Source organism: Burkholderia sp. Se-20378 (assembly GCF_017104665.1).
GTDB lineage: Bacteria > Pseudomonadota > Gammaproteobacteria > Burkholderiales > Burkholderiaceae > Burkholderia > Burkholderia lata.
In genome coordinates, this window is record NZ_JAAGPG010000020.1 from 13,886 (window position 1) to 34,648 (window position 20,763).

Genomic DNA, 20,763 nt, shown 5'->3' on the forward strand with positions numbered 1-20,763 from the left:
AGGCAATTGTCATTATCGTCGTTGAGTCGGGCGATATCACGAGGCGATCGGATTTGCCCGCGTTTTGAGAGGTTCGACAGTACCGAAGACATCGCTGACAATCAGCGACTGAAGACCAGGCCGCAGTAGATGTCGCATATGGCTTCGTCACCAGGTACTTCAATTTCTGTTTTGCCCAGCTTCGTCTGCCATGACTATCGCTTTCGAGTCCCCTGACCAGCCCGATGTGATCGCACTCATCGCCGATCTGGATGCGTACCAGGACACCCTGTATTCGCCTGAAAGTCGGCACGCTCTGGATATCGCGTCGCTGAAGCAATCCAATGTGCTGTTTGCCGTTGCCCGGGACGGCGAGGGTAAGGCAATCGGGTGCGGGGCGATTGTCCTCAACCCTGAATTCGGCGAGTTGAAGCGGATGTATGTCAGCACGCGCGGGCGTGGGCAAGGTGTCGCGAGGAAACTCATCAGCGTGCTCGAGGCACGGGCACTCGACCTGGGTTGCAAGTTGCTCACGCTTGAAACTGGACCATATCAAAATGAGGCGCTGGCTTTGTATGCGTCTACCGGATATCAGTGTCGGGGTTACGTGGACGATTCGTTGAGTGTTTTCACGGGGTGGTCGGAGTCTTTGTTCGAGGATAAGCATCTACAAACGGCAGGAGGAAGGGCGTGAGCACTTTGCACCCATGGGAACGCCGAATCTTCATCGACACGGAATTCACGGACATTGCAGCACCGCGCTTGATAAGCATAGCCATGGTCGCTGAGGACGGGCCTGAGTTCTGTACGGAGCAAGCGCACGTAGATGGGAACACCTGCAGCGCGTTTGTTCTGGACAGTATGTTGCCCCAACTTGGGGCGGATCCGACGCGAGTCATGGAGCAAACAGTGTTGCGCGAAGCGGCACGAATCTGGATGTCAACGTTCACCCGACTAAAGCAGAGACCGGTGATTTGTTACGATCATCCCGTTGGCCTGCAGTTGTTGTGGGAGCTACTCGGCGAACGAACGGTTGGCTGGAAAGTAAAGCTCATCAGTTCAAGAATTGATTCCGTCACGTGGGAAGAATAATTTTTAGTGCACGGTGGTCGCCACAACGCTCTTCATGACACACGTGCAAACCGGGCTGCATGCCAATAGCGTAGGAGCGCGAATATTTGCGCCCGCGTGTTGTTGAGCCCCAGTGATGAGAGACCACACAATGGCCGAACTCTAAGGCGCTAATTCGTTTCAAACAAGTAAATTCAAATTATGCGAGGGCAAGGGTACGCTCGACCGTCTTTCCAAACTCGGCTATCCGGGATTGCACAATCCGCGCCTCGAAATCAAGTCGGCGCTCAATCCGGCGTCTATCATGAGCAGCCAGGATACGCGTGTTCACTACGTTCTTGGCGACGGTGACAACGCATTGCAACTTCCGGACACGTATAACGGACTTGGTTTCAAAAACCTTATCTATATGGTTGTTGAAATCCTTGATCTTCATGCCAGGTGGGTTGCGGACAAGGAGCAGCGCGCACCACTCCATCTGATTTTTATCGAGGAGCCCGAGGCCCATCTGCACGTGCAGTTGCAACAGGTGTTCATCCGCAATGTGCTCGAACTTGTCAAGGCCAGCACAGAAGACGGAAGTGCGTTTCAGAGCCAGCTGGTCGTGACGACACATTCTTCCCACATCCTCTACGAGCGTGGCTTTAAGCCGATCAGGTACTTCCGTCGACAAACGCTGCCCGACGGACAGTCCACCAAGGTCCTCAACCTCTCTGCTTTTTACGACCAGAATCCAGATGAACGTGAGTTCCTTCAGCGATATCTGAAGCTGACCCATTGCGATCTCTTTTTCGCGGACGCCGCCATTCTGGTTGAGGGGAATGTCGAGCGACTCCTGTTGCCCGTGATGATCGAGAAAGAAGCGGACTCCCTGCGCTCAGCCTGTCTATCCATTCTTGAGGTTGGTGGAGCGTTCGGGCACCGATTTAAGTCGCTTATCGAATTTCTTGGATTGATCACTCTCGTCATAACTGATCTGGACAGTGTATCCGTTGCCGCTGTCGCAGCCGCCCCTGGTGAGGCCAACGCGGAAGCTGCGGATGAGGAGGACGACGGGACCGAATTTGAGGTGCCAAACGACATGCCCGGCCAACCTGCCGTAAAGAAGTCCGGCTCTGCCTGCCTTCCATCGGATCCGGGAGCGCTCACATCGAACCAGACGTTAATACAGTGGCTTCCCGCAAAACAAACTGTCGCCGAGTTGCTTGCCGCAACCGAAGACGAAAAAATGAAGCGGGCCGAGGGTGGAAAAGGCCCCCAAGTACGGGTGGCCTATCAGGTGCCGACTGACGTGACGTGGAACGGCACGAACGTGAACCTTTGCGGGCGCACGCTGGAGGAGGCGTTCGGCCTTGAAAATGCGGCATGGTGCCAGGACGTCGCCCAGCGTCATCTCGGCCTGAAGCTGAAAAGCGCTCCTGTCACACCGGACGCTCTTGCTGAAGGACTTCACAAGCGCGTCGGAGGGAAATCGTTCGACAAGACGAAGTTCGCGCTTGGAGTCCTTACCGAACTTCCGTCGAACTGGACAGTGCCGCTCTATATCAGGCAGGGTCTTCACTGGTTGTCCAGCGTCGTGAGCCTGGAGATACCCGCACCGTTACCAGAGACGACCGAGCCCGCTGCAGCCGCTGCAGCTGATCCCGAGCCAACGCCCGCAGGAGCACCAGCATGACTAGCCGCGCCAATCAACGAGATACGAATGCGGATGTCGAACTCTACCAATGCCTGAATGCAACGCCGCCGCGCAGCTTTATGATGATCGCGGGCGCCGGGTCAGGCAAGACGACGTCGCTGATCAAAGGGCTCACAGAGATCCTCCGCAGCCACGGCGAACGGCTAAATCTCCGCCGACAGAAAGTCGCCTGCATCACGTATACCGAAATTGCAGCAGGCGAAATCTGGGCTGATGTTGGAAACAATCCGCTCGTGCACGTAACCAGCGCGAGCTTTCACGATCTTCCCCCGCTGCAACACATATTCGACGCGCTCGCCCTGACCAGCCACCACCCCAATATCCTCGAGCGGATTCCCATCGAGCACGACCAGATCCGCGATCGCTTCCGCCGCCACGACCCCAAGCTGCCCCTGCATGTTGACGATCTCCGCCGCCACGGTCGTCGCTGACCTGAGCGCTTCCAGATTCCCCAGCACCTCCGCCCGAATCCGAAACTCTCCGCTTTGAAATGCGTGCATTTCCCCGAGCAGATCCGACCCGAACCCCATCTTCACGCCGGCGTTCGCATAGATTTCCAGCGATTCGCGTCCTTTCTGCTGAACGGAAGCGACCTTCGCCACCGATTCGGGCGGCATCCCGAACTCCGCGCCGTGTTTGGCAAGCGCGTCATAAGTGACAAGCGTGGGCACCACAAACGCGCCACGCTCATGCATCAGTTTTGCCGCCGCCTCATCCACGAGATTCCCATGCTCGATCGTCCTAACCCCACAGCGCACCGCCCGCGCAATCGCCCGCCCCGTATACGCATGCGCCATCACGTAAGTATTCGCGGCCTCGGCTTCATCCACGATCGCCCGAATCTCATCCTCCGAATACTGAGTGTTCGCAATCGGGTCGGTTGGCGAAGCCACACCACCTGACGCCATGATCTTGATCTGCGTCGCGCCTTTCTGAATTTCTTCACGTACCGCGAGCCGCACACCTTCGACCCCGTCCACCACCCGAGCAATCGCCCCTGTCCTGAAACAGCACGAGCAAGGCTCCAGCAAGTCCCCACGAGGCCGAAAGTCCCCATGCCCGCCGGTCTGCGACAACGCCTTTCCCGACGGAAAAATCCGCGGCCCCGACACCAGCCCGGTCTCGACCGCCTGCATCAAACTCCAGTCCGCGCCGCCTGCATCACGCACGCTGGTAAAACCGCGCGCCAACATCGCATCAAGAATCGGCAACGATCGAATCGCCGCAAGAATATTCGGCTGCGTCGCATTCGCGCCCAGATTCGCATTCGACGCCAGCACATGCACATGGCAATCGATGAACCCCGGCATCACGGTCTTGCCGCGCACGTCGATCACCTGCGCATTCGGAAAATCCACCGGCCGATCGGTGACTTCGACAATCCGGTCGCCGTCGATCACGACATGATGATGGTCGAGCAGCACGCCCCGTTCGAGATCGAGTACGTTGCCGCCTTGAAGCACGGTAATGGTCATGGAGAGAGATCCTTATCGATTGACGGAAGCGGCACGCTTGGCGTCCTTCACGAAGCGCGTGCCGATGAAGCTGACGGCCGCCGCGAGCGTCACGTAGAAAGCCGGCGCCATGTTGCTGCCGGTGCGGGCGATGAGCCACGTGATCAGGAACGGCGCGAAGCCGCCGAAGATCGTGACCGCGAAGTTGTACGCGACGGACAGCCCGGTCGACAGCACCTTGGTCGGGAACAGTTCGGCGAACGCCGCGAGGATCGGCCCGGTGTAGATCGCGATCAGCACGCCGAACACGGCCTGGAACACGATTAGCGACGTGAACCCCGGCGCATGGTTGATCCACGCGAACATCGGCCACGCGAGCACGAAGATGGCCAGCGCCGATCCGGACAGGAACACGCGCCGTCCCCACACGTCGGCGAGCCGGCCGACGATCGGCGAGCAGCACATGATCATCAGCCCGCCGACCATACCGGCAGCGAAGCCGGTGGATTGCGGCAGATGCAGCGTGCGCACGGAATAGGTCGGCATGTAGAACAGCAGCACGTAGGTGCAGACGGTCCACAGAATGACCATCGAAAAGCTCGCGAACGTCTCGCGCGGGTAGGTGGACAGCACTTCCTTCAGCGGCGAGCTCTCTTTCGCCTGCGCTTCGACGGCACTGAATGCGGGCGTCTCGTCGATATGGCTGCGGATGAAGTAGCCGACGGGCCCGACGATGATCCCGAGCAGGAACGGCAGCCGCCAGCCCCAGCTATGCAGCGCCTGCGCGTCGAGCGACGTCGTGACGAAGGTGCCGGTCGCGGCGCCGAGCAGCACCGCGAAGCCGATGCTCGACTGGATCCAGCTCGAGTAGTACGCGCGCTTCTCCGGCGGCGCGTATTCGGTGAGGAACGCGGTGGCGCCGCCCATCTCGCCGCCGGCCGAGAAACCTTGGAGCAGCCGCGCGACGACGATCAGCAGCGGCGCGGCGATGCCGGCCTGTTCGTAGGTCGGCGCGAGCCCGATGAGCGCGGTGCCGGCTGCCATCATGAGGATGGTGAGCGACAGCGCGGCCTTGCGCCCGACCTTGTCGGCGTAGACGCCGAGCACGATGCCGCCGACGGGCCGCATGAAGAAGCCGACGCCGAACGTCGCGACGGTCAGCAGCACGGAGGTCAGTTCGTTGCCGGTCGGAAAGAACAGTTTCGCGATGATGACCGCGAAGAAGCTGTAGACGGTGAAATCGAACCATTCGAGACCGTTGCCGATCACGGTCGCGACGATGGCGCGGCGGCGCTGCTGCACCGCCGCATCGACGGCAGGCGCGGCGCGCGGGGAAAGCGTTCCTTGCATGGTCTCTTCCTTTGCCAGAAGACGGGACGGGCGCCCCGCGTGAACCCCATGCTAAGGACAGCGCGATTTTTTTCTGAAACGAAAGATTCGCATGCACGCATGCGCTGGACGCATGCATTGCGTTCCGGATGGGTCAGGGCGCCGTCTGCCGCTCCGCCTGTTCGAACAGCCAGCGGGTGAACAGGCGTGCCGCGTGGTTCTGCGCGCGGTCGTTGGGCGAGATCACGTAGTAGCCGCCGCCGTGGCTCGCGGATGCGTCGGTCACGCGCACGAGCAGCCCGGCCTCGATGCATGCGTCGATCATGTAGCGCCAGCCGAGCGATATGCCCTGGCCGAGGATGGTCATCTGCACGATCTGCGGATACGAGTTGATGGTGATGTCTTGCGGCCGCGCCTTCTGCCGGTCGATGTCGTTCTGGTCGAACCATTCGGACCACGACATCCACTGACGCTGCCCGTCCTCGAGGCGCAGCAGCGTCTCGTTCGCGAGATCGGCCGCGTCGAGCGTGCGGCCGGCCAGGTAACCCGGCGCGCAGACGGGAAACACTTCCTCGTCGAACAGACGTCGCGCGGTGTATTCGGCGGGCGCCTGCTGGCGCACGTAGTAGACGCCCACGTCGAACTCCGCCGGCGACATCGACGCGAGCCCGTCGCGCACGATCAGCCGCAGCTTGATGTCGGGATACGCGGCGCGAAACTCGGGCAGGCGCGGCGTGAGCCACAGCAGCGCCACGCCGGACGAGCACGCGATCGTCAGTTCGAGATCGCCGTAGGGCTTCATCACGTCGTGCGTGGCTTCCGCGCATTGCGTGAGGAGACGGTGCACCTGCTCTGCGTATTGCTCGCCGGCGATCGTCAGCCGCAGCGAACGATGTTCGCGCACGAACAGCGAGCGGCCGAGGAATTCCTCGAGCTGCTGGATCTGCCGGCTGATGGCGCTTTGGGTCAGGTGCAGCTCGGCGGCCGCGCGCGTGAAGCTCGCATGCCGCACGGCGGCTTCGAACGCGACGAGGCACTGAAGGGGCGGCAGGGGCGTGATGCGCATGGCGGGTGTGAAGGTCTCGTGACTCGCGACATCATAAGCGCGGATCGAAAGGAAATCACAAGCTTGCGCATGGGGGAAAGCCCGACGCGTCCGATGCGTAATACAGATTTACAAAGTCCGGGCGATGCGGCGTCAACATGGGGCAGGGACGGGACGTTCACTACTGCAGCAACAATCCTTTTCACGACAAGACGGAAGAACTGCACTCATGAAACTCAAATCCATCCCCGTGATTCTGTGCGCCGCATTGATGGCGAATGCCGCGTTCGCCGACGAGCTTCACAACAAGGCGATGGCCGCCACGCACGATCTTCAGCGGTCCATCGAGGAAATGCACGTGATCCAGCAGGAACATGGCGGCGAGTTCGGCGGCCACATGGCGCGTGCGGAGCAACTGGCCCGGCAAGCCGAGCAGGAGCGTAATGCCGCGCTCGAGTACTACCGCGCGCGACATCCGGGTTGGCAGTAACCCCTGGCCGCCACACATCGCAACGACGTTTGGATGATCCATCATGAAATCTAAAACCTGTTACACCCTGGTCGCGTCGCTGCTGCTTGGCGCGTCGCTGTCCGGCTGCGTGGTGGCGCCGGCTGAACCGCCGGCAGTCGCTCCCGCCGGCGTCGTCTACGTTGCGCCGGTCGGCGTGATGCCGGCTCCCGGCTATTCGTGGCGCTATCACCCGCACTATGGGTGGGGATGGTGGCATCCGCACTACGGCTGGCACCGCGGCTGGCGTTGATGGGTGACCGTGCGCGGGAAGGCCCGCGCATCGATCGCGAGCGCAAGCGCAGGGTGCTCGCGATTTAAAATGACGCGCTTCTGAGTGACGGCTGCCGTGGGTTCACGGCAGCCGTTTTACCTATCGGCACAGGATTCGGTGACGTCCATAAAAATGAAGCGCATGTCCGGGTGGAAGATCGGGGCGGGGGCCGTGGTGCTGCTTGCGGTCATTGCAGGGGTGGCGGTGAAGATGAGTGAGTCGCCGACCGATGCTTACCTTGCATATCGAAAGCGGGCGGTCGAGGCGATCGACGCGGCGCAAACGGACGACAAGACGGATCTGGACAAGAAATACACACCCGAGGTGAATGCACGGTTGGCCCGGCTGGTCGGGACGGTCAAGGCGAAAGGGTTTTCCTCGAAGGTCGGGAGTACCGTCTATGGCCTCTACATCGACAACGGGACGACGCCCGGGCCGGACGGGCTGCTCTTGAAGTCGGATGACGGGAAGGTGAGTCTCATCGTGACGACGGTTCCGCTTGTGAAAGCCTGGGCGGCGACGGCCAATGCGGGAATCAAGTCGCCGGACGATATTCCGGCCATCTTCGATAGCGAGACGTTTTACACCGAATTGCTCGGTGACGACGCCATGGAGTTTCGGTTCGCCAAATTGCCGGTGAAGCGGAAGCCGGCCGATGCGGTGGTAAGGGCGCTGTTGCTGGGTGACAGCCAGGACGGGATGCCGGATGGGCCGAACATGCTGGCGGTGTCGATTCGGCAAGGTGACCGGGTTTATATCCTGTCGCGGGCGGTGACGTTGCCGAAGATTGCCGCGTGCAGCGAGGGGCGCATGTCCGAAGAACAGCGGCCGGCTTGTTACGCGCAGCAAGTGCCCAGACAGCAGCGCTATGCGCGATTCGTGTCGGAAGCACAGGCGATGGTCGATGCCGTTGTTCAATAGGATGCAATTGTCCTGGAACCGATGCGCCCGCATCGATAGAGACGAAGTGAAACCCGAGTAACAAGCGGAAATACTCTGGCCGTCAACGACACCGCATATTGACCGTTGAGCATTGATCTGAAGGTAGCTGCAGCCCCTGAAAAAAGGAGTCTTGCCATGCTGCACATTGTCAAAGCGGTTGCTGTCGGTAGCGTGTTGATTTTGTCTTGTACCGTTGCGCAGCCCAATCCCGTCTTTTCCGATACCGGATACGCGGCGGACGCGTACGGTGCCTCCGATCACTATCCGTTGCCGGTGCCCGGCCACGCGAGAACGCAGCGGCAGTTCGTCGGCTATTACAGCCATTTCGACCAGGTTCGCATGGCCGATCCCATTTCCCGGGCCGGTGCGCCATCGATACTGAAGTCGTCCGAGCACGAGCTGGCGCTGAATTACCCATATGGCGGGCAGTATCGCAATCTCGACGATTATCTCGAGCGCAATCCGGTGACCGGTCTGCTGATCGCGCGCGGCGACACGATCCTGTACGAACACTATCGGTACGCCCGAACGGATTCCGATCGCTTCATGTCGCAATCGATGGCGAAGACGATCGTCGGCTTGTTGATCGGCATTGCAGTATCGGAAGGTGCGATTCACTCGATCGACGATCGCGCGGCGGTCTATGTGCCGGAACTGAAGGACAGTCCATACGGACAGACGTCGATCCGCGATCTGCTGCACATGTCTTCCGGCGTCCATTTCTTCGAAGATGACAATGCCGGCGACGATCGCGACAAATTCGGGCTTGCACTCTTCGATCCGCACGGACTGGGCGCCATCGACGCCGTCAGGCATTTCAACACGCGCGAACGCGCGCCCGGCACGCACTTCAGCTATGCGAGCATCGAAACGGAAGTGCTCGGACTGGTGTTGAGTCACGCAACCCGCATGAGCGTCGCGCAATACGCGAGCGAGCGCATCTGGCAGAAGATGGGCATGGAGTCGGATGCATCGTGGGGGCGCGATGCGACCGGACAGAACATCACCTATTGCTGTGTCAGTGCCACGCTGCGCGACTGGGCCCGGCTCGGCATGATGCTGGCCTATGACGGTCGATGGAACGGCCGGCAGATCGTTCCGCGGGACTGGGTGCTGCAGGCAACGACCGTTGCGCCTCGGGACGGCTTTCTGGCGCCGGGCAAGGCCCACCCGATTTTCGGATACGGGTATCAGGTCTGGCTGTTGCCGGGCGAGCGGCGCATGTTTGCATTGCAGGGGATGGACGGCCAAAGAATCATCGTCGACCCGAGCTCGAAGCTCGTGCTCGTACAGACCGCGGTGTGGACCAACGACCACGATCCGGGCATGAGGGAGATTTATGCGCTGTGGTATGCGCTTGTCGCCCAAGATGGCGACGCGGGTATCGCGCGTAATTGATCGGCCGCTGTCGGGAGCGCGGTCGATCGGTTGACCATGCAGCCGGTAGCGGGCAACCGCAGTCGCGCCGGTCGGCTGATTGCCGGGATTCGGCCGGCCGTACCGCGCCACGTTTATGTCGCCGAGCTGTCCGGGGCGCTTGGCGAGTATCAGGGCGAAACCTGCTGCCAACGTGGCATGAGCGGTTTGAAAGGAAATTGCAAAGCGGGAACGACAGAGCCCGCCACCGCATTCGTGCGAAGATTGACCGCCATGCGCGTCCGATCGCACCGCGCCGGACGCTCGCCCCATCTCCCTTCATCGCACCCAAACACCATGGACCGCTTCGAAAGCATGTCGGTGTTCGTCGAGATCGTCAGCACCGGCAGCCTGACCACCGCGGCCGAGCGGCTCGGTTTGTCGCCGAGCATGGTCGGCAAGCACCTGAACGCGCTTGAAGCACGCCTGGGCGTGAAGCTGCTTCACCGCACGACGCGGCGCCATCATCTGACCGAGGCTGGCGCGCTTTACCTGGAGCGTTGTCGCGACATCCTCGATCGGGTCGAGACCGCCGACGATGCCGCATCGACGCTCGGTAGCGATCCGTCCGGCCATCTTCGCATCGCCGCACCGATTTCATTTGGCGTCACGCAGCTCGCGCCTGCCGTTGCCGCTTTTCTCGTGCAATACCCACGCGTCGACATCGAGCTCGTATTGACCGATGCGGCAGTCGATCCGGTCGGCGACGGCATCGATCTCGCGTTTCGCGTCGGGCCGTTGGCCGATTCGTCACTCGTCGCGCGACCGTTGCCGTCGTACTACCGGATGGTCGTATGCGCGTCGCCGGATTATCTGGCCCGCCACGGCACACCGGCCACGCCGCACGATCTGCTGAATCACGATTGCCTGGGCCATACGCGATGGGGGCCGCGTTACCGGTGGCGGTTCGACGGGCCGGACGGCGCAATCGAAGTGCCGGTCGCGTATCGATTGCGCGTCGACAGCGGCCCCGCGCTGCGCGAGGCCGCGCTGGCCGGCGGCGGCGTGATCCTGCAGCCGTTCGGCCTCGTCAAGGCCGACCTCGAAGCCGGCCGCCTGCATCGGCTGCTGTCCGCGTACGAATCGCGCGGCCGCGATTTTTACCTGCTCTACGCGCGCGATGCCGGCGCACCGGCCAAACTCCGCGCGTTCATCGCGTTTGCGCTGGATCATTTCGCGGCTGCGGACCCGGCGCATTGAATCCGTCGGCATCGGGCAGGGCGGCGAACACTTCCGCCACGACGCCCAGCGCGTTGTTCACGGCCGCACCGCCGGCATAGAACATCGTCTGCAGGATCGTCTCGACGATCTGCTCGCGTGTTGCGCCCGCAACCAGCGCGGCTTCGACGTGCGCACGCAACTGCGGCAACGCGTAGCCGAGCGTCACGCAGCAGGCGATCACGACCAGCTCGCGCGTCGCCAGGTCGAGCCCGGGCCGGTCCAGCACGCCGGCGAACGCCCATTGCATCGTCATCGTCAGGAAGTCGGGGCAGAGCGTTTCGCGCGACTGCGCAAGATCCTTGCCGCTGTGCGCGCCGTGCAGGCGCTCGAACAAGGCGAGACCGCGTGCATAGGTGTCGTCGCGGGGGAGAAGGGGCTGCGTCATCGTTGACCTCGTCGGGAAGCGCCGAAATGCCGGCGGACCAACGCAGTGTGGGGCGACGGGGCGCTTTGAAAAACGCCCGTTCGGTTGGATCATTTCGCACCGGGAGTGGGCAATGCGAGAGGGGCGATCGTCCATCGGGCGTCGCGTTCCCGGCGACGCTCGTCGCAGCGCGGCATTCATGCGAAGATTGACCGCACATGACACTCGCCCGAGAACGACGTGACCCTATTCAACCCTGAGAGCAAACCGGACGCCGCCCATCCGCCGTGGATGCCCGTCGCGATGGCCGAACTCGGCATCCGCCGCCATCCGCCCGGCAGCATCAACCCGCGCATCGTCGAATACAACAACCAGACGAACCTGGTCGGCTACGACGACAAGATTTCCTGGTGCTCGTCGTTCGTCAACTGGTGCATGAAGCACGCCGGCATTCGCGGCACGGGCTCCGCGCTCGCGCGTTCGTGGCTCGAATGGGGCAGGCCGCTGGAGCGCCCGGTTTACGGCTGCATCGCGATCCTGACGCGCGACGATCCCGCGAGCTGGAAAGGGCATGTCGGTTTCTACCTGCGTCACGACGACGAACAGGTGTATCTCTTCGGCGGCAACCAGCTGGAAGAAGTGCGTGAACTCGCGTACCCGTTGAACGAAGTGATCGGCTACCGCTGGCCCGACGCCGCGTGATCACGCCACTGCAGCACACACAAAACCACAAACACCACGGAACGGGCCGCTGCTAACCTGTCCCACAGTCGCATCGACCTACCCGGAGCCCGTCGGCGCATCAATGCGCAGCCCGTCGGCCTCCGCACCCACAAGGAGCCTGCAGTGCAAACCGGTAATCTCCGTCTCTACGCGGATACGCAATACGCGAGCCCTTACGCGATGTCGGTCTTCGTTGCGCTCGAGGAAAAATCGCTGCCTTACGAACTGGTGACCGTCGATCTCGGCAACCGCGCGCATTTCGCGCCCGACTACGCGGCGACGTCGCTGACGCAACGCGTGCCGACGCTCGTGCACGACGATTTCGCACTGTCGGAGTCGTCGGCGATTACCGAGTATCTCGACGAGACCTTCCCGGGCACGCGGCTCTATCCGGTCGACCCGCGCCAGCGCGCACGTGCACGACAGGTGCAGGCGTGGCTGCGCAGTGACTTGATGCCGGTGCGGACGGAGCGGTCGACCGAAGTGCTGTTCTACGGGCCGTCGAGCGAGCCGTTGTCGAGTCTCGCGCAAGCTGCCGCGCAGAAGCTGTTCGCGGCCGCCGACAAACTGCTCGCGCCGGGCGCGGCAAACCTGTTCGGCGAGTGGAGCATCGCCGATGTCGATCTGGCGGTGATGCTGAACCGTCTGGTGCTGAATGACGATCCGGTGCCGCAGCGTCTCGCCGACTATGCGCGTGCGCAGTGGGAGCGGCCGTCGGTGCAGCGCTGGGTGAAGCTGAAGCGGCCGCCGCTGTAATTCGCGGATGCAAGGGCGGGGCGGGAGTCTGCGCTGCACGCCGATAAGTTGCAGGTCAGTCGGTCCAGCACGCATCGGGAAGCGGTGTGTCGGCGCGACTTCATGTCACCCGCCGAATCGGCGTGAGAACGAATGTCGATGAAGAAGATCGGTTTGTCGGTCGCGATCATGGCCGTGCCCGGTATCGGATGGGCAGCGCCTCCTGGCGACGGGCTGGTGAAAAGCTGCCTGAAGGCGCAGTCCGTCTCACCGTCCATTGCGATCCAGGACATCAACACGCATGAGGTGTCGCAAGAGAGCGACTACGCAGACGGTTTCAACGCCAGTTACGTCGTCAAACATGAGGGTGCCGACGTCGGCTACGCTGAAGGAAAGTCGACGCAGGCACTGATCTACGCTGGCAAGCTCTACCGATTGTCCGCGGCGATACCCGTTGGAAATAACGGTGGAATCAAGCCGACTGCATTCAATCCCGCGCTGGCCGAGTGGAGCATGGCAACGGTTGGCCGTCAGCGCTATCTATGTGTGAGCTTCAATTTCGACGGGCTCGGGCGAAGCGGGGCGTATCAGAATGTTCACGGCGGATACTTGCTGAACGCGAAAACCAAAGAGCTGTACTTTGTCGTACGCGACGTCAGGAAGTGAGTGACCTTTTCTTGCACGGTGTCGCATCGTGCAGGGCAGTGGGGCCATTCAGTGGCCCGCCAACCCTGCACGTCCCGGTGGTCGGTTGTATCAGTCTGGACTAGACCAGGCAGACAGCGTCAGATTGTCTGACTCGGTTCGGCCAGCTTGAGACATTCGACTCAGCCACTTAAATCGCTGACAATAGGTAGTTCAAGCGCCCTGATGCACCAACTACACATACTGATTCGAATCATATATGTGGCCTTTCAAAAAGCGTGTAACGGTTTCGGCTGCACACCCCGCCTCATCCTCAGACAAGGCCGTAGAAGCGGCCGCCGCTCCAGGCGATCTGGTTTACTGCTACGTTGAATTCGAATCGAATGGCGAGAAGGCCTTACAGCGGCTGACGGAATTCTTTGGCCTCGTGAAGGCTGCAAAGGATAGCGATGAGCCTGCCGACGAGTCGCAACTATCAGCTTATCTGACCGAGGCTGAACGTGCCTACTTTCCGAGCCTGACCGCGGAAGAAATGGCTGAGTGGAACGAATATTGGTTTTCCACTCCGCTGCCGAAGCGACATTCTCCTGAGATGCCGACGCCTGGATGGGACTTTGCGTCCATGCTGGACGCATTCTGGAATGGAGACTACGACCTCATTGCAATCCGACTGCGAGCAACACGGCATGTGTTGGAGTTCAACCCGCATGGTTATCCATATGGCGGCACCGGCAGTCTTGTTGCGATGGTTGAATGTTTCGGCCATCAGGTCGTCGGCGTCGATGACGGAACGGGGTATGAGAAATACGTGCCATGCACGAACATCTGGAAGCCACGTGCTCGCCGTGTTGTCTGACCACGTATTGCGGCCGCATCGGATGATTGATTCGGAGCGGGGCCGATGATCGCGTCAGGTCGGTATCTGCCAGTCGGCGGCCACTCCGATGCCGACCGACCGGGTTCGGCGCCATGAACGGTCGTTGGAATAGTGCTCATGGATCGACGACAATCGGACTTTCCGGAAAGCCGTTCTTTCAACTGCGCTGATGTCCTGTCCACTGCGTGCTTGAGGTGCGGCCGGATTCGCGCCGCTCTTGTCCACGGTAACAATCCTGGGCTCGCTGTTCTGTTCACCTTCTCGAAGAACAGTGAGCTGCTTGACCGTGCTAACGCGACAAAGCCCATCAGACTTTCAATGACGTAGGGCCCGAGACACATCGAACCAGTTCGCCACATCATGACCACAACGAAAAGCCTGGCGCTCATTCTGGCATGCGTGTTTGCCTTTTCTCAGCACGGCCACGCGCAATGTGTCGACCTGGTCGCCAGTCTCGACGACGGTCAGTTGATGCAGTCGCGGATTGCGCTGGTCGACCGTGCGACGCCTGCCGATCAGATCCGCATCCTCGCCTACATCTTCGAAATCGATCAGACCGGCGGCCTGCTGTTGCGTCATCTGGTCGAGGCCGCGCGCCGAGGCGTGCCGGTCAAGCTGCTGATCGACGGCATCGGCCCCGAGCCGCACTACCCGTTCGAGGACGAGCTCATCGTCGCCCTGCACGAGGTGGCTCCCGGCATCGAACTCCGAATCTTCCATCCACGATCAGATCTCGTCGAGATTTCGCATCGCATGCACGACAAGCTGTTTCTGGTTGGGGACACGGCCGTGATCGGCAGTACCTCGATCTGGGATGCGAGCTTCCGCAACTGGCTCAGTGAGCGCGACCTGATGGTGTCGGGCGACGCCGGCCAGGATGCTTCCTCCCTGCACGCCATGAACCAGCATTTCGCTTCGTTCTGGAATAGCTCGGAAGTGGTTCGCCCCGAGCCGGAAAAATTCCTCGAAGTCGCAAGTCCTTATCGCGTGTCGCAGGGTTATGCGACGCTGGACCCGGCGCGCATCCGTTATTGGCGCGAATGGCTGATGGCTCCGCCCGACGCTGCAGCCGGGGCGACGGACCTGGCCGCTACCGATACGCCGACTGCCTCCGATACACCCAATGATCCCGCCGCTCCGCCCGCTCCCGGGGCGAATTTTGATCCCGCCTGGATGCCGATCGCCTGCGAGCGCCTGCGCTATGTCCACGACTGGCCCGACAAACGCTCGCCGGGCACGTTGCAGGACATGCTGCAAGCGTTCGATACCGCGCAGCACGAGATCCTGATCATCAACCCCTACCTGATCCTGGTGCCGGAACTGCGCGAGGCGCTTGAGCGCAAGCGGCGCGAAGGTGTCCACGTGATCCTGGTGAGCGCGTCGCTGGCGAGCATCACGCAGGAATTCCCCGCAGTCGGGCGCGCCTATGCCGACGATCTGCCCGGCCTGGTCAATGCCGGAATCGAGGTGCGCGAATATGCCGACCGGGAGAACCGCATGATGCACGCCAAGCTGATCCTCATCGACGGCCATCGATACTATCTCGGCAGTTTCAATTTCGATTCGCTGTCAGCCCGCTTGAATACCGAAAACGGCCTGTGGATAGATACGCCCGAGGACGGGCTCGATCCCTTGCAAGACAGCGTGGCGTACTTCCTGCGCAACTCGAGTTTGGTGAGCGACGCCAATGGCCGCCTTCTGGCGGATCCCGATGCGCGCTGCCGGGCCGCCGGCTGCGGCGGTGCCTGGCGGTGGGTGACGGTGCTGGTCAGGAACTTCCTCTGAACGCGTCGCACCCTGTCGCCAAGCTGCGTGGCCAGTTCGGGTTGCCGTCCGCACCGTGTCGCGCAGTAGTCGACCATTGATATGCACCAGACTGCCGGCAGCGATCACTTCGCCGAACTTTTAGAGATGGCCCGGTACTGTACGGCGCGGCGGCGCCGCGTCATCCGTTCGATTGCAAAGGCTGAAATCGCTGACGTTAGCCCAACGGCGCTCGCTGCTTGTGTCTATCGTGCTGAACAGAAGTCTGTCCAGCGTGCCACGGCAACGCCGAGGTGTGACCCGAACAATCAGTCAACCCGGTACCAGCGACCAGATTCTGGACACACAGCGGCTGGTGCGCCGTTCGACCAGACTTGCTCCTCATCCAGGTGCAGCGAGGTCGAAGGGGCGATGTCGAAGACTACCTTCAGTGCTTGCGCAATATGGGCATCTTCGATGGGAAGCTCCCAAGTCAGGAATATCTGGATGCAATCCTGGTCCGTGGCGAAGTCGGCCGCATCAAAGCCGCTGCCGCGGCGCTGAATGACGCCATGAGGCTGGCCGGTATCGAATATCACAGCTGTCCCCCGGGTCAGGGGAATGCGATGGCCCGTAGAGGGAAAATGCAAGTCCAGCCCCCGGTCCTCGCTCAGGAATAGATTGCAGAAGGCCGCACCGCCATATTGCGCACCGTCATGGTGGTACCTCGCGCCACGACAGGCCATAAGGGCTACGTCACTGGAGGCAAGCACGTTGGGCAGTCCTAGTGCGCACGTCCAGTCGGACATTGCCTGCACGCAGCGCTTGTAGTCCGGCCAGCGCGCTTGCGTTCGCGCCAAAGGCATAGCCTCGACGTCCCCGGGTTCCAGGACGAGCCGCGACGATGTTTCTCTTTCCCAGTCTGCAAGCACGCGTGCGGAGGGAACGGGCACGTCGACCGTGCCTGATAGAACGATGTCACTGACGCGTCGACTGCGGATGGCGTCGCCGCTCCAGAAATAGGAAGTCAGCATGTCTCGAATTCGACGCTGTTGAAGGGGGGATCTGGGCGATTGTAACGATTCAGCCTGATCACGTCGGTGAAAATCGGCCATGAGCGGCCAGTCGACAGCGAGGTCAGGATTGTCCAAAATGTCCGTCCAGTATTGAATCATTCGCGACTGGACGTCTAAAGAACGTCGTTTCCGGGGCGATAATCGATATATCGCCGTAATCAATTCCCTATCTACGATGCCGTCAACCTTAATGATCCATCCGATAATGCCGGAGCAGCGCGTGAAGCTCGGTTTCAACTGGTCTGCGCTGATATTCGGCACAATCTGGGCATACTCCGAAGGATTGGTTGTTCAAGGAGGGCGGATGGCCGCTGTCGATGCTGCCTCCGGTCTCCTCTGTTCCTCCGGCCGTCTGGCCCTTTTGATTGCGGCTTTAATACTCTTCGTGGCAAAGAACATCTACAGTGCTCGCCATGGCAGCGCCTGGATATATCGGCGATTTCTGAATCAAGGCTACCGAGCGCTCCAATAATCATACATTCGACCTGCGGCGACGAGCCCTGATTTAAAGCTCCGTCCGGGGTGGTCGTAATTGTCCGCTTCGGGTCGATCACCGTCCTTGATGAGGTGACGTCCAAGCAAGCTCAGAGCCAACCTGACGCTGACTAACAGAGCAGACCTAGACTTACACAGCTCAGTCCTTCGCCACAGCCTCCACCTCCGGCCCACCCGCCGCGTCATTCCTGCTCCACCCACCCCCAAGCGACCGATACAGCGCCACTGCCGCCAATGCATGCTCACGCTTGACCTGGTTGAGCGAATCCGAATCCCGCAGATACACCTCCTGCGCGGACAGCACATCCAGAAAATCCGTCGCACCGCCCTTATAGAGCTGATTCGCCAACCCAAGCGCTTTATCCGAAGCAGAAAGCGCACTACCAAGCCTGCGCGACGCCTCATCGGAACTGACGAGATTCGCTCGCGCATCCTCGACTTCCCGCAACGCCTGCAGCATCGTTTGCCGTAACCCGAGTTCCGATTCGCGCATCCGGCTTTCGCTCTGCGAGATATCGGCGGTAATCCGTCCCGCATTGAAGATCGGGCTCGTCGCACTCAACGCGGCGCTGAACAGGTTATCGGTCAACGTCGGCAACCCGAGATAGGAAGCAGCCAGAATCCCGTCCGTCAGGTTCAACGAAAACTTCGGATACCGCTCGGCTTTCGCCACACCGACTTGCGCCGCACGTCGCTCGACCTGCGCATACGCGGTCAGCACGTCCGGCCGCCGCAGCAATGCTTGCGAAGGCAACGTCCCCGGCGAGCCAACCGGCGGCGCGGGAATCTCCCCAGCCTGCGCAAGCACGAGCCGATCGACCGATTCCGGCGTGCGCCCCGAATACACGGCAATGAGATTGAGTTGATGCGCAATCTGCGCCTGCGTCGGCGGAATCCGCGCTTCGAGCGCATCGAGCTGGTTCTGCGCACGCGTAACGTCAAGTTCGGTCGACAGCCCGAACGCCTGCCGCTTGCGCGTGAGTTCGAGCGCATGCTGCCGGATCTTCGCGTTGTCCTGCAGGATCTTCAATTCCTGCTGCGCCCAGCGCAGATCGACATACGCGGAAGCCGCATCGGCCGCGAGCGCGAGCCGCATCGCATCTTCCGCATGCTTCTGCCCGACGAGTTCGGCCTGCGCGGCAAGCAGATCGAGCCGTTCGCCGCCGAACACATCAGGCGACCAGCTCAGCGCGAGCCCCGCACCGGCTTGCCGCACATAGCCGAGCGGCGGCGGCGTGTTCTGCCGCGCGTCGGCCGCGTGCGCGGTCGCATCGAGTTCGGGCAGCAGCACCGCGCGCTTCTGCACGGTCAGCGCCTGCGCCTGCTTCACGCGTTCGGCGGCCGCCTGCAGATCGAGGTTGCCGTCGAGCACGGTGGCGATCAGCCGGTCGAGCACGGGATCGTGGAACTGCGCCCACCACGCAGCGGCGTCGATGTCCGCGCGCGGCACATCGGTATCCCAACCATCCGGCGCGAGCGTTCGAACCGAATCCTGAAGCGCCGGATGCTGCGCGGGCTGCACTGCACATCCTGCGACGAGTGCGCTGACGGCGAGGGCGACGAGAAGTTTTTTCATGATGGTGATGACCTCAACCTCAGTGCGCGTCCGGCGGCGGCGCGTTCAGGGAAATGGGTTTGGAGAAGACGACCGCGATCAGCGCGACGACGAAGCACAGCGACAGCGCGTAGTACGCATCCGCATAGGTGAGCGTCAGCGCTTCGCGATAGATCAGGTGGTGCAGGTTCGCGAGCCCGGCTTGCGCGGTATCCAGCGTGTTGCCGGCCACGGACGTCCAGTACGCGGCCTGGCGATCGAGCAGCGATGCGACCTGCGGCTGGCCGGCGCTCACGTGTTCGTTCAGGCGCAGGTAGTGAAAATTCAGCCGGTCGTTGAGCATCGTCGCGCTCACCGCGATACCGATCGCCCCGCCGAGATTGCGCATCAGGTTGAACAGGCCGCTCGCCGATTTCAGGCGCGACTGCGGCAGCGAGCCGAGCGCCATCGTCACGATCGGCGGCACGCTGAACTGCTGGCCGATGCCGCGCAGCGCCTGCGGCAGCAGCAGTTCGCGCCAGCCCCAGTCGTGCGTGATCGGCGTGTACAGGTAGCAGCCGAGCCCGAAACAGATCAACCCGAACACGAGCAGCGCGCGCAGGCTGAAGAAGCGCGCGGCGAACGCATACGCACAGAGCGCGATCAACTGGAACGCGCCGACCGACAGCAGCGCCATGCCGATCTGCAGCGAGCTGAATGCGCGTACTTGCGCAAGAAACAGCGGCGTCAGGAACACGGTCACGAAGATCCCGATGCCGGTCACGAACGACAGCAGGCTGCCGATCCCGAAGTTGCGCACGACGAGCGCGCGCAGGTCGACGATCGGATCCTTCGCGGTCAGCGCATGCACGATGAACAGGAAGCCGCAGATACCGGAGATCCACGCGCAGATCACGATTGCGTCGTCGCCGAACCAGTTCTTGCGCGGGCCTTCCTCCAGCACGTATTCGAGGCAGCCGAGGAAGCCCGACATCAGCACGATGCCGAGATAGTCGCCGCGCTTGATGAGGCTGAGATCGGGTTCGTCGATATGCACGTAGCGCGGTACGAGCGCGGCCACCGCGATGCCCGGCACGAGGTTCAGGTAGAACAGCCAGTGCCACGACCATTGATCGGTGATCCAGCCGCCGATCACGGGGCCGATCGCCGGCGCGAGCGACGCGAGCGCGCCGATGGTCGTCGATGCGATCAGCCGCTGCTTGCCGGGGAACAGCACGAACGCGGTGGTGAACACGGTCGGGATCATCGCGGCGCCGAGCGCACCCTGCAGCCCGCGAAACAGGATCATCGAGTTGATGTCCCATGCGACGCCGCACAGCATGCTGGTGATCGTGAAGCCGACGGCCGATGCGGCGAACAGCCAGCGCGTCGACATCACTTTCGACAGCCAGCCCGACATCGGGATCACGATGATCTCGGCGATCAGGTAGGCGGTCTGCACCCACGACAATTCATCCTGGCTCGCGGAGAGGCCGCCGCCGATGTCGCGCAGCGACGATGCGACGATCTGGATGTCGAGCGTCGCCATGAAGAAGCCGACGCACATCAGCGCGAACGCGAATACGCGCTGCCTGGTCGGTTGCGACGCTGGGTCGCCGGAAAACGCGGTGGTCAT

The 20,763-nt window shown here is 61.7% G+C and carries 20 protein-coding genes and 3 pseudogenes; 15 read left to right on the top strand and 8 right to left on the bottom strand.

Going from position 1 to position 20,763, the window contains the following annotated elements; translation table 11 throughout:
• The first annotated feature begins 190 nt into the window (after positions 1-190).
• From G3N93_RS04770 to G3N93_RS42395, 5 genes and pseudogenes are all read left to right on the top strand, one after another.
• Positions 191-673, top strand: a complete 483-nt coding sequence (locus G3N93_RS04770) for a GNAT family N-acetyltransferase (RefSeq protein WP_206132389.1) — start codon at positions 191-193, stop codon at positions 671-673.
• A complete protein-coding gene (locus G3N93_RS04775) occupies positions 670-1,071 on the top strand; it encodes a hypothetical protein (RefSeq protein WP_206132390.1) in 402 nt (133 codons plus the stop codon). The genes G3N93_RS04770 and G3N93_RS04775 overlap by 4 nt, the downstream gene beginning before the upstream one ends.
• 211 nt (positions 1,072-1,282) lie before the next feature.
• Positions 1,283-1,669 (top strand): annotated as a pseudogene (locus tag G3N93_RS42205) (AAA family ATPase); the annotation flags it as partial.
• On the top strand, positions 1,655-2,725 hold the full coding sequence (locus G3N93_RS04780) for an ATP-dependent endonuclease (protein ID WP_307873391.1): 1,071 nt from the start codon (positions 1,655-1,657) through the stop codon (positions 2,723-2,725). The pseudogene G3N93_RS42205 and the gene G3N93_RS04780, both read left to right, overlap by 15 nt.
• Positions 2,726-2,808: 83 nt before the next feature.
• Positions 2,809-2,949, top strand: a pseudogene (locus G3N93_RS42395) (UvrD-helicase domain-containing protein); the annotation flags it as partial.
• 39 nt (positions 2,950-2,988) lie between these two features.
• Here G3N93_RS42395 and G3N93_RS04785 read toward each other — a convergent pair.
• The 3 genes and pseudogenes from G3N93_RS04785 to G3N93_RS04795 all read right to left on the bottom strand — a co-directional run.
• Positions 2,989-4,221, bottom strand: a pseudogene (locus G3N93_RS04785) (amidohydrolase family protein); the annotation flags it as partial.
• 12 nt (positions 4,222-4,233) lie between these two features.
• Positions 4,234-5,550 (bottom strand): MFS transporter, encoded by a 1,317-nt coding sequence (locus G3N93_RS04790; protein ID WP_206132392.1) that lies wholly within the window; start codon positions 5,548-5,550, stop codon positions 4,234-4,236.
• Positions 5,551-5,683: 133 nt separating this feature from the next.
• A complete protein-coding gene (locus tag G3N93_RS04795) occupies positions 5,684-6,595 on the bottom strand; it encodes a LysR substrate-binding domain-containing protein (RefSeq protein WP_206132393.1) in 912 nt (303 codons plus the stop codon).
• A gap of 208 nt (positions 6,596-6,803) precedes the next feature.
• Here G3N93_RS04795 and G3N93_RS04800 point away from each other — a divergent pair, with 208 nt between their 5' ends.
• The 5 genes from G3N93_RS04800 (at position 6,804) to G3N93_RS04820 (ending at position 10,914) form a co-directional block, all read left to right on the top strand.
• Entirely contained in the window at positions 6,804-7,064 is a 261-nt protein-coding gene (locus G3N93_RS04800; RefSeq protein ID WP_174938825.1) for a hypothetical protein, read from the top strand.
• Between the two features lie 43 nt (positions 7,065-7,107).
• On the top strand, positions 7,108-7,335 hold the full coding sequence (locus G3N93_RS04805; RefSeq protein WP_011355943.1) for a hypothetical protein: 228 nt from the start codon (positions 7,108-7,110) through the stop codon (positions 7,333-7,335).
• Between the two features lie 153 nt (positions 7,336-7,488).
• Entirely contained in the window at positions 7,489-8,277 is a 789-nt protein-coding gene (locus tag G3N93_RS04810) for a hypothetical protein (protein ID WP_206132394.1), read from the top strand.
• Between the two features lie 156 nt (positions 8,278-8,433).
• A complete protein-coding gene (locus tag G3N93_RS04815) occupies positions 8,434-9,696 on the top strand; it encodes a serine hydrolase (RefSeq protein ID WP_174982272.1) in 1,263 nt (420 codons plus the stop codon).
• 315 nt (positions 9,697-10,011) lie between these two features.
• Positions 10,012-10,914: a LysR family transcriptional regulator gene (locus G3N93_RS04820; RefSeq protein WP_206132395.1), complete on the top strand. Its 903-nt coding sequence runs from the start codon at positions 10,012-10,014 to the stop codon at positions 10,912-10,914.
• Here G3N93_RS04820 and G3N93_RS04825 read toward each other — a convergent pair.
• On the bottom strand, positions 10,865-11,320 hold the full coding sequence (locus G3N93_RS04825; RefSeq protein WP_174982270.1) for a carboxymuconolactone decarboxylase family protein: 456 nt from the start codon (positions 11,318-11,320) through the stop codon (positions 10,865-10,867). The two genes, G3N93_RS04820 and G3N93_RS04825, sit on opposite strands and share 50 nt — an antisense overlap.
• Positions 11,321-11,590: 270 nt before the next feature.
• Between G3N93_RS04825 and G3N93_RS04830 the strand changes: the two genes are divergently transcribed.
• From G3N93_RS04830 to G3N93_RS04845, 4 genes are all read left to right on the top strand, one after another.
• Positions 11,591-12,001: a TIGR02594 family protein gene (locus tag G3N93_RS04830; protein WP_206132406.1), complete on the top strand. Its 411-nt coding sequence runs from the start codon at positions 11,591-11,593 to the stop codon at positions 11,999-12,001.
• 144 nt (positions 12,002-12,145) lie between these two features.
• Positions 12,146-12,778 (top strand): glutathione transferase, encoded by a 633-nt coding sequence (gene yfcF, locus G3N93_RS04835; RefSeq protein ID WP_206132396.1) that lies wholly within the window; start codon positions 12,146-12,148, stop codon positions 12,776-12,778.
• A gap of 138 nt (positions 12,779-12,916) precedes the next feature.
• A complete protein-coding gene (locus G3N93_RS04840; protein ID WP_206132397.1) occupies positions 12,917-13,423 on the top strand; it encodes a hypothetical protein in 507 nt (168 codons plus the stop codon).
• Positions 13,424-13,661: 238 nt separating this feature from the next.
• A complete protein-coding gene (locus tag G3N93_RS04845; protein ID WP_206132398.1) occupies positions 13,662-14,258 on the top strand; it encodes a hypothetical protein in 597 nt (198 codons plus the stop codon).
• A gap of 54 nt (positions 14,259-14,312) precedes the next feature.
• On the opposite strand, the gene G3N93_RS04850 is transcribed toward G3N93_RS04845, so the two are convergent.
• Positions 14,313-14,504, bottom strand: a complete 192-nt coding sequence (locus G3N93_RS04850) for a hypothetical protein (protein ID WP_206132399.1) — start codon at positions 14,502-14,504, stop codon at positions 14,313-14,315.
• A 135-nt stretch (positions 14,505-14,639) separates the two neighbouring features.
• Here G3N93_RS04850 and G3N93_RS04855 point away from each other — a divergent pair, with 135 nt between their 5' ends.
• Positions 14,640-16,064 carry a phosphatidylserine/phosphatidylglycerophosphate/cardiolipin synthase family protein gene (locus G3N93_RS04855; protein WP_241026398.1) on the top strand — a complete coding sequence of 475 codons (1,425 nt, stop codon included), beginning with the start codon at positions 14,640-14,642 and terminating at the stop codon, positions 16,062-16,064.
• 287 nt (positions 16,065-16,351) lie between these two features.
• Here G3N93_RS04855 and G3N93_RS04860 read toward each other — a convergent pair whose 3' ends face one another.
• The 3 genes from G3N93_RS04860 to G3N93_RS04870 form a co-directional block, all read right to left on the bottom strand.
• A complete protein-coding gene (locus G3N93_RS04860) occupies positions 16,352-17,056 on the bottom strand; it encodes a hypothetical protein (RefSeq protein WP_206132408.1) in 705 nt (234 codons plus the stop codon).
• Between the two features lie 676 nt (positions 17,057-17,732).
• Positions 17,733-19,169 (bottom strand): efflux transporter outer membrane subunit, encoded by a 1,437-nt coding sequence (locus G3N93_RS04865; protein WP_174982262.1) that lies wholly within the window; start codon positions 19,167-19,169, stop codon positions 17,733-17,735.
• 19 nt (positions 19,170-19,188) lie between these two features.
• Positions 19,189-20,763, bottom strand: a complete 1,575-nt coding sequence (locus G3N93_RS04870; RefSeq protein ID WP_174982260.1) for a DHA2 family efflux MFS transporter permease subunit — start codon at positions 20,761-20,763, stop codon at positions 19,189-19,191.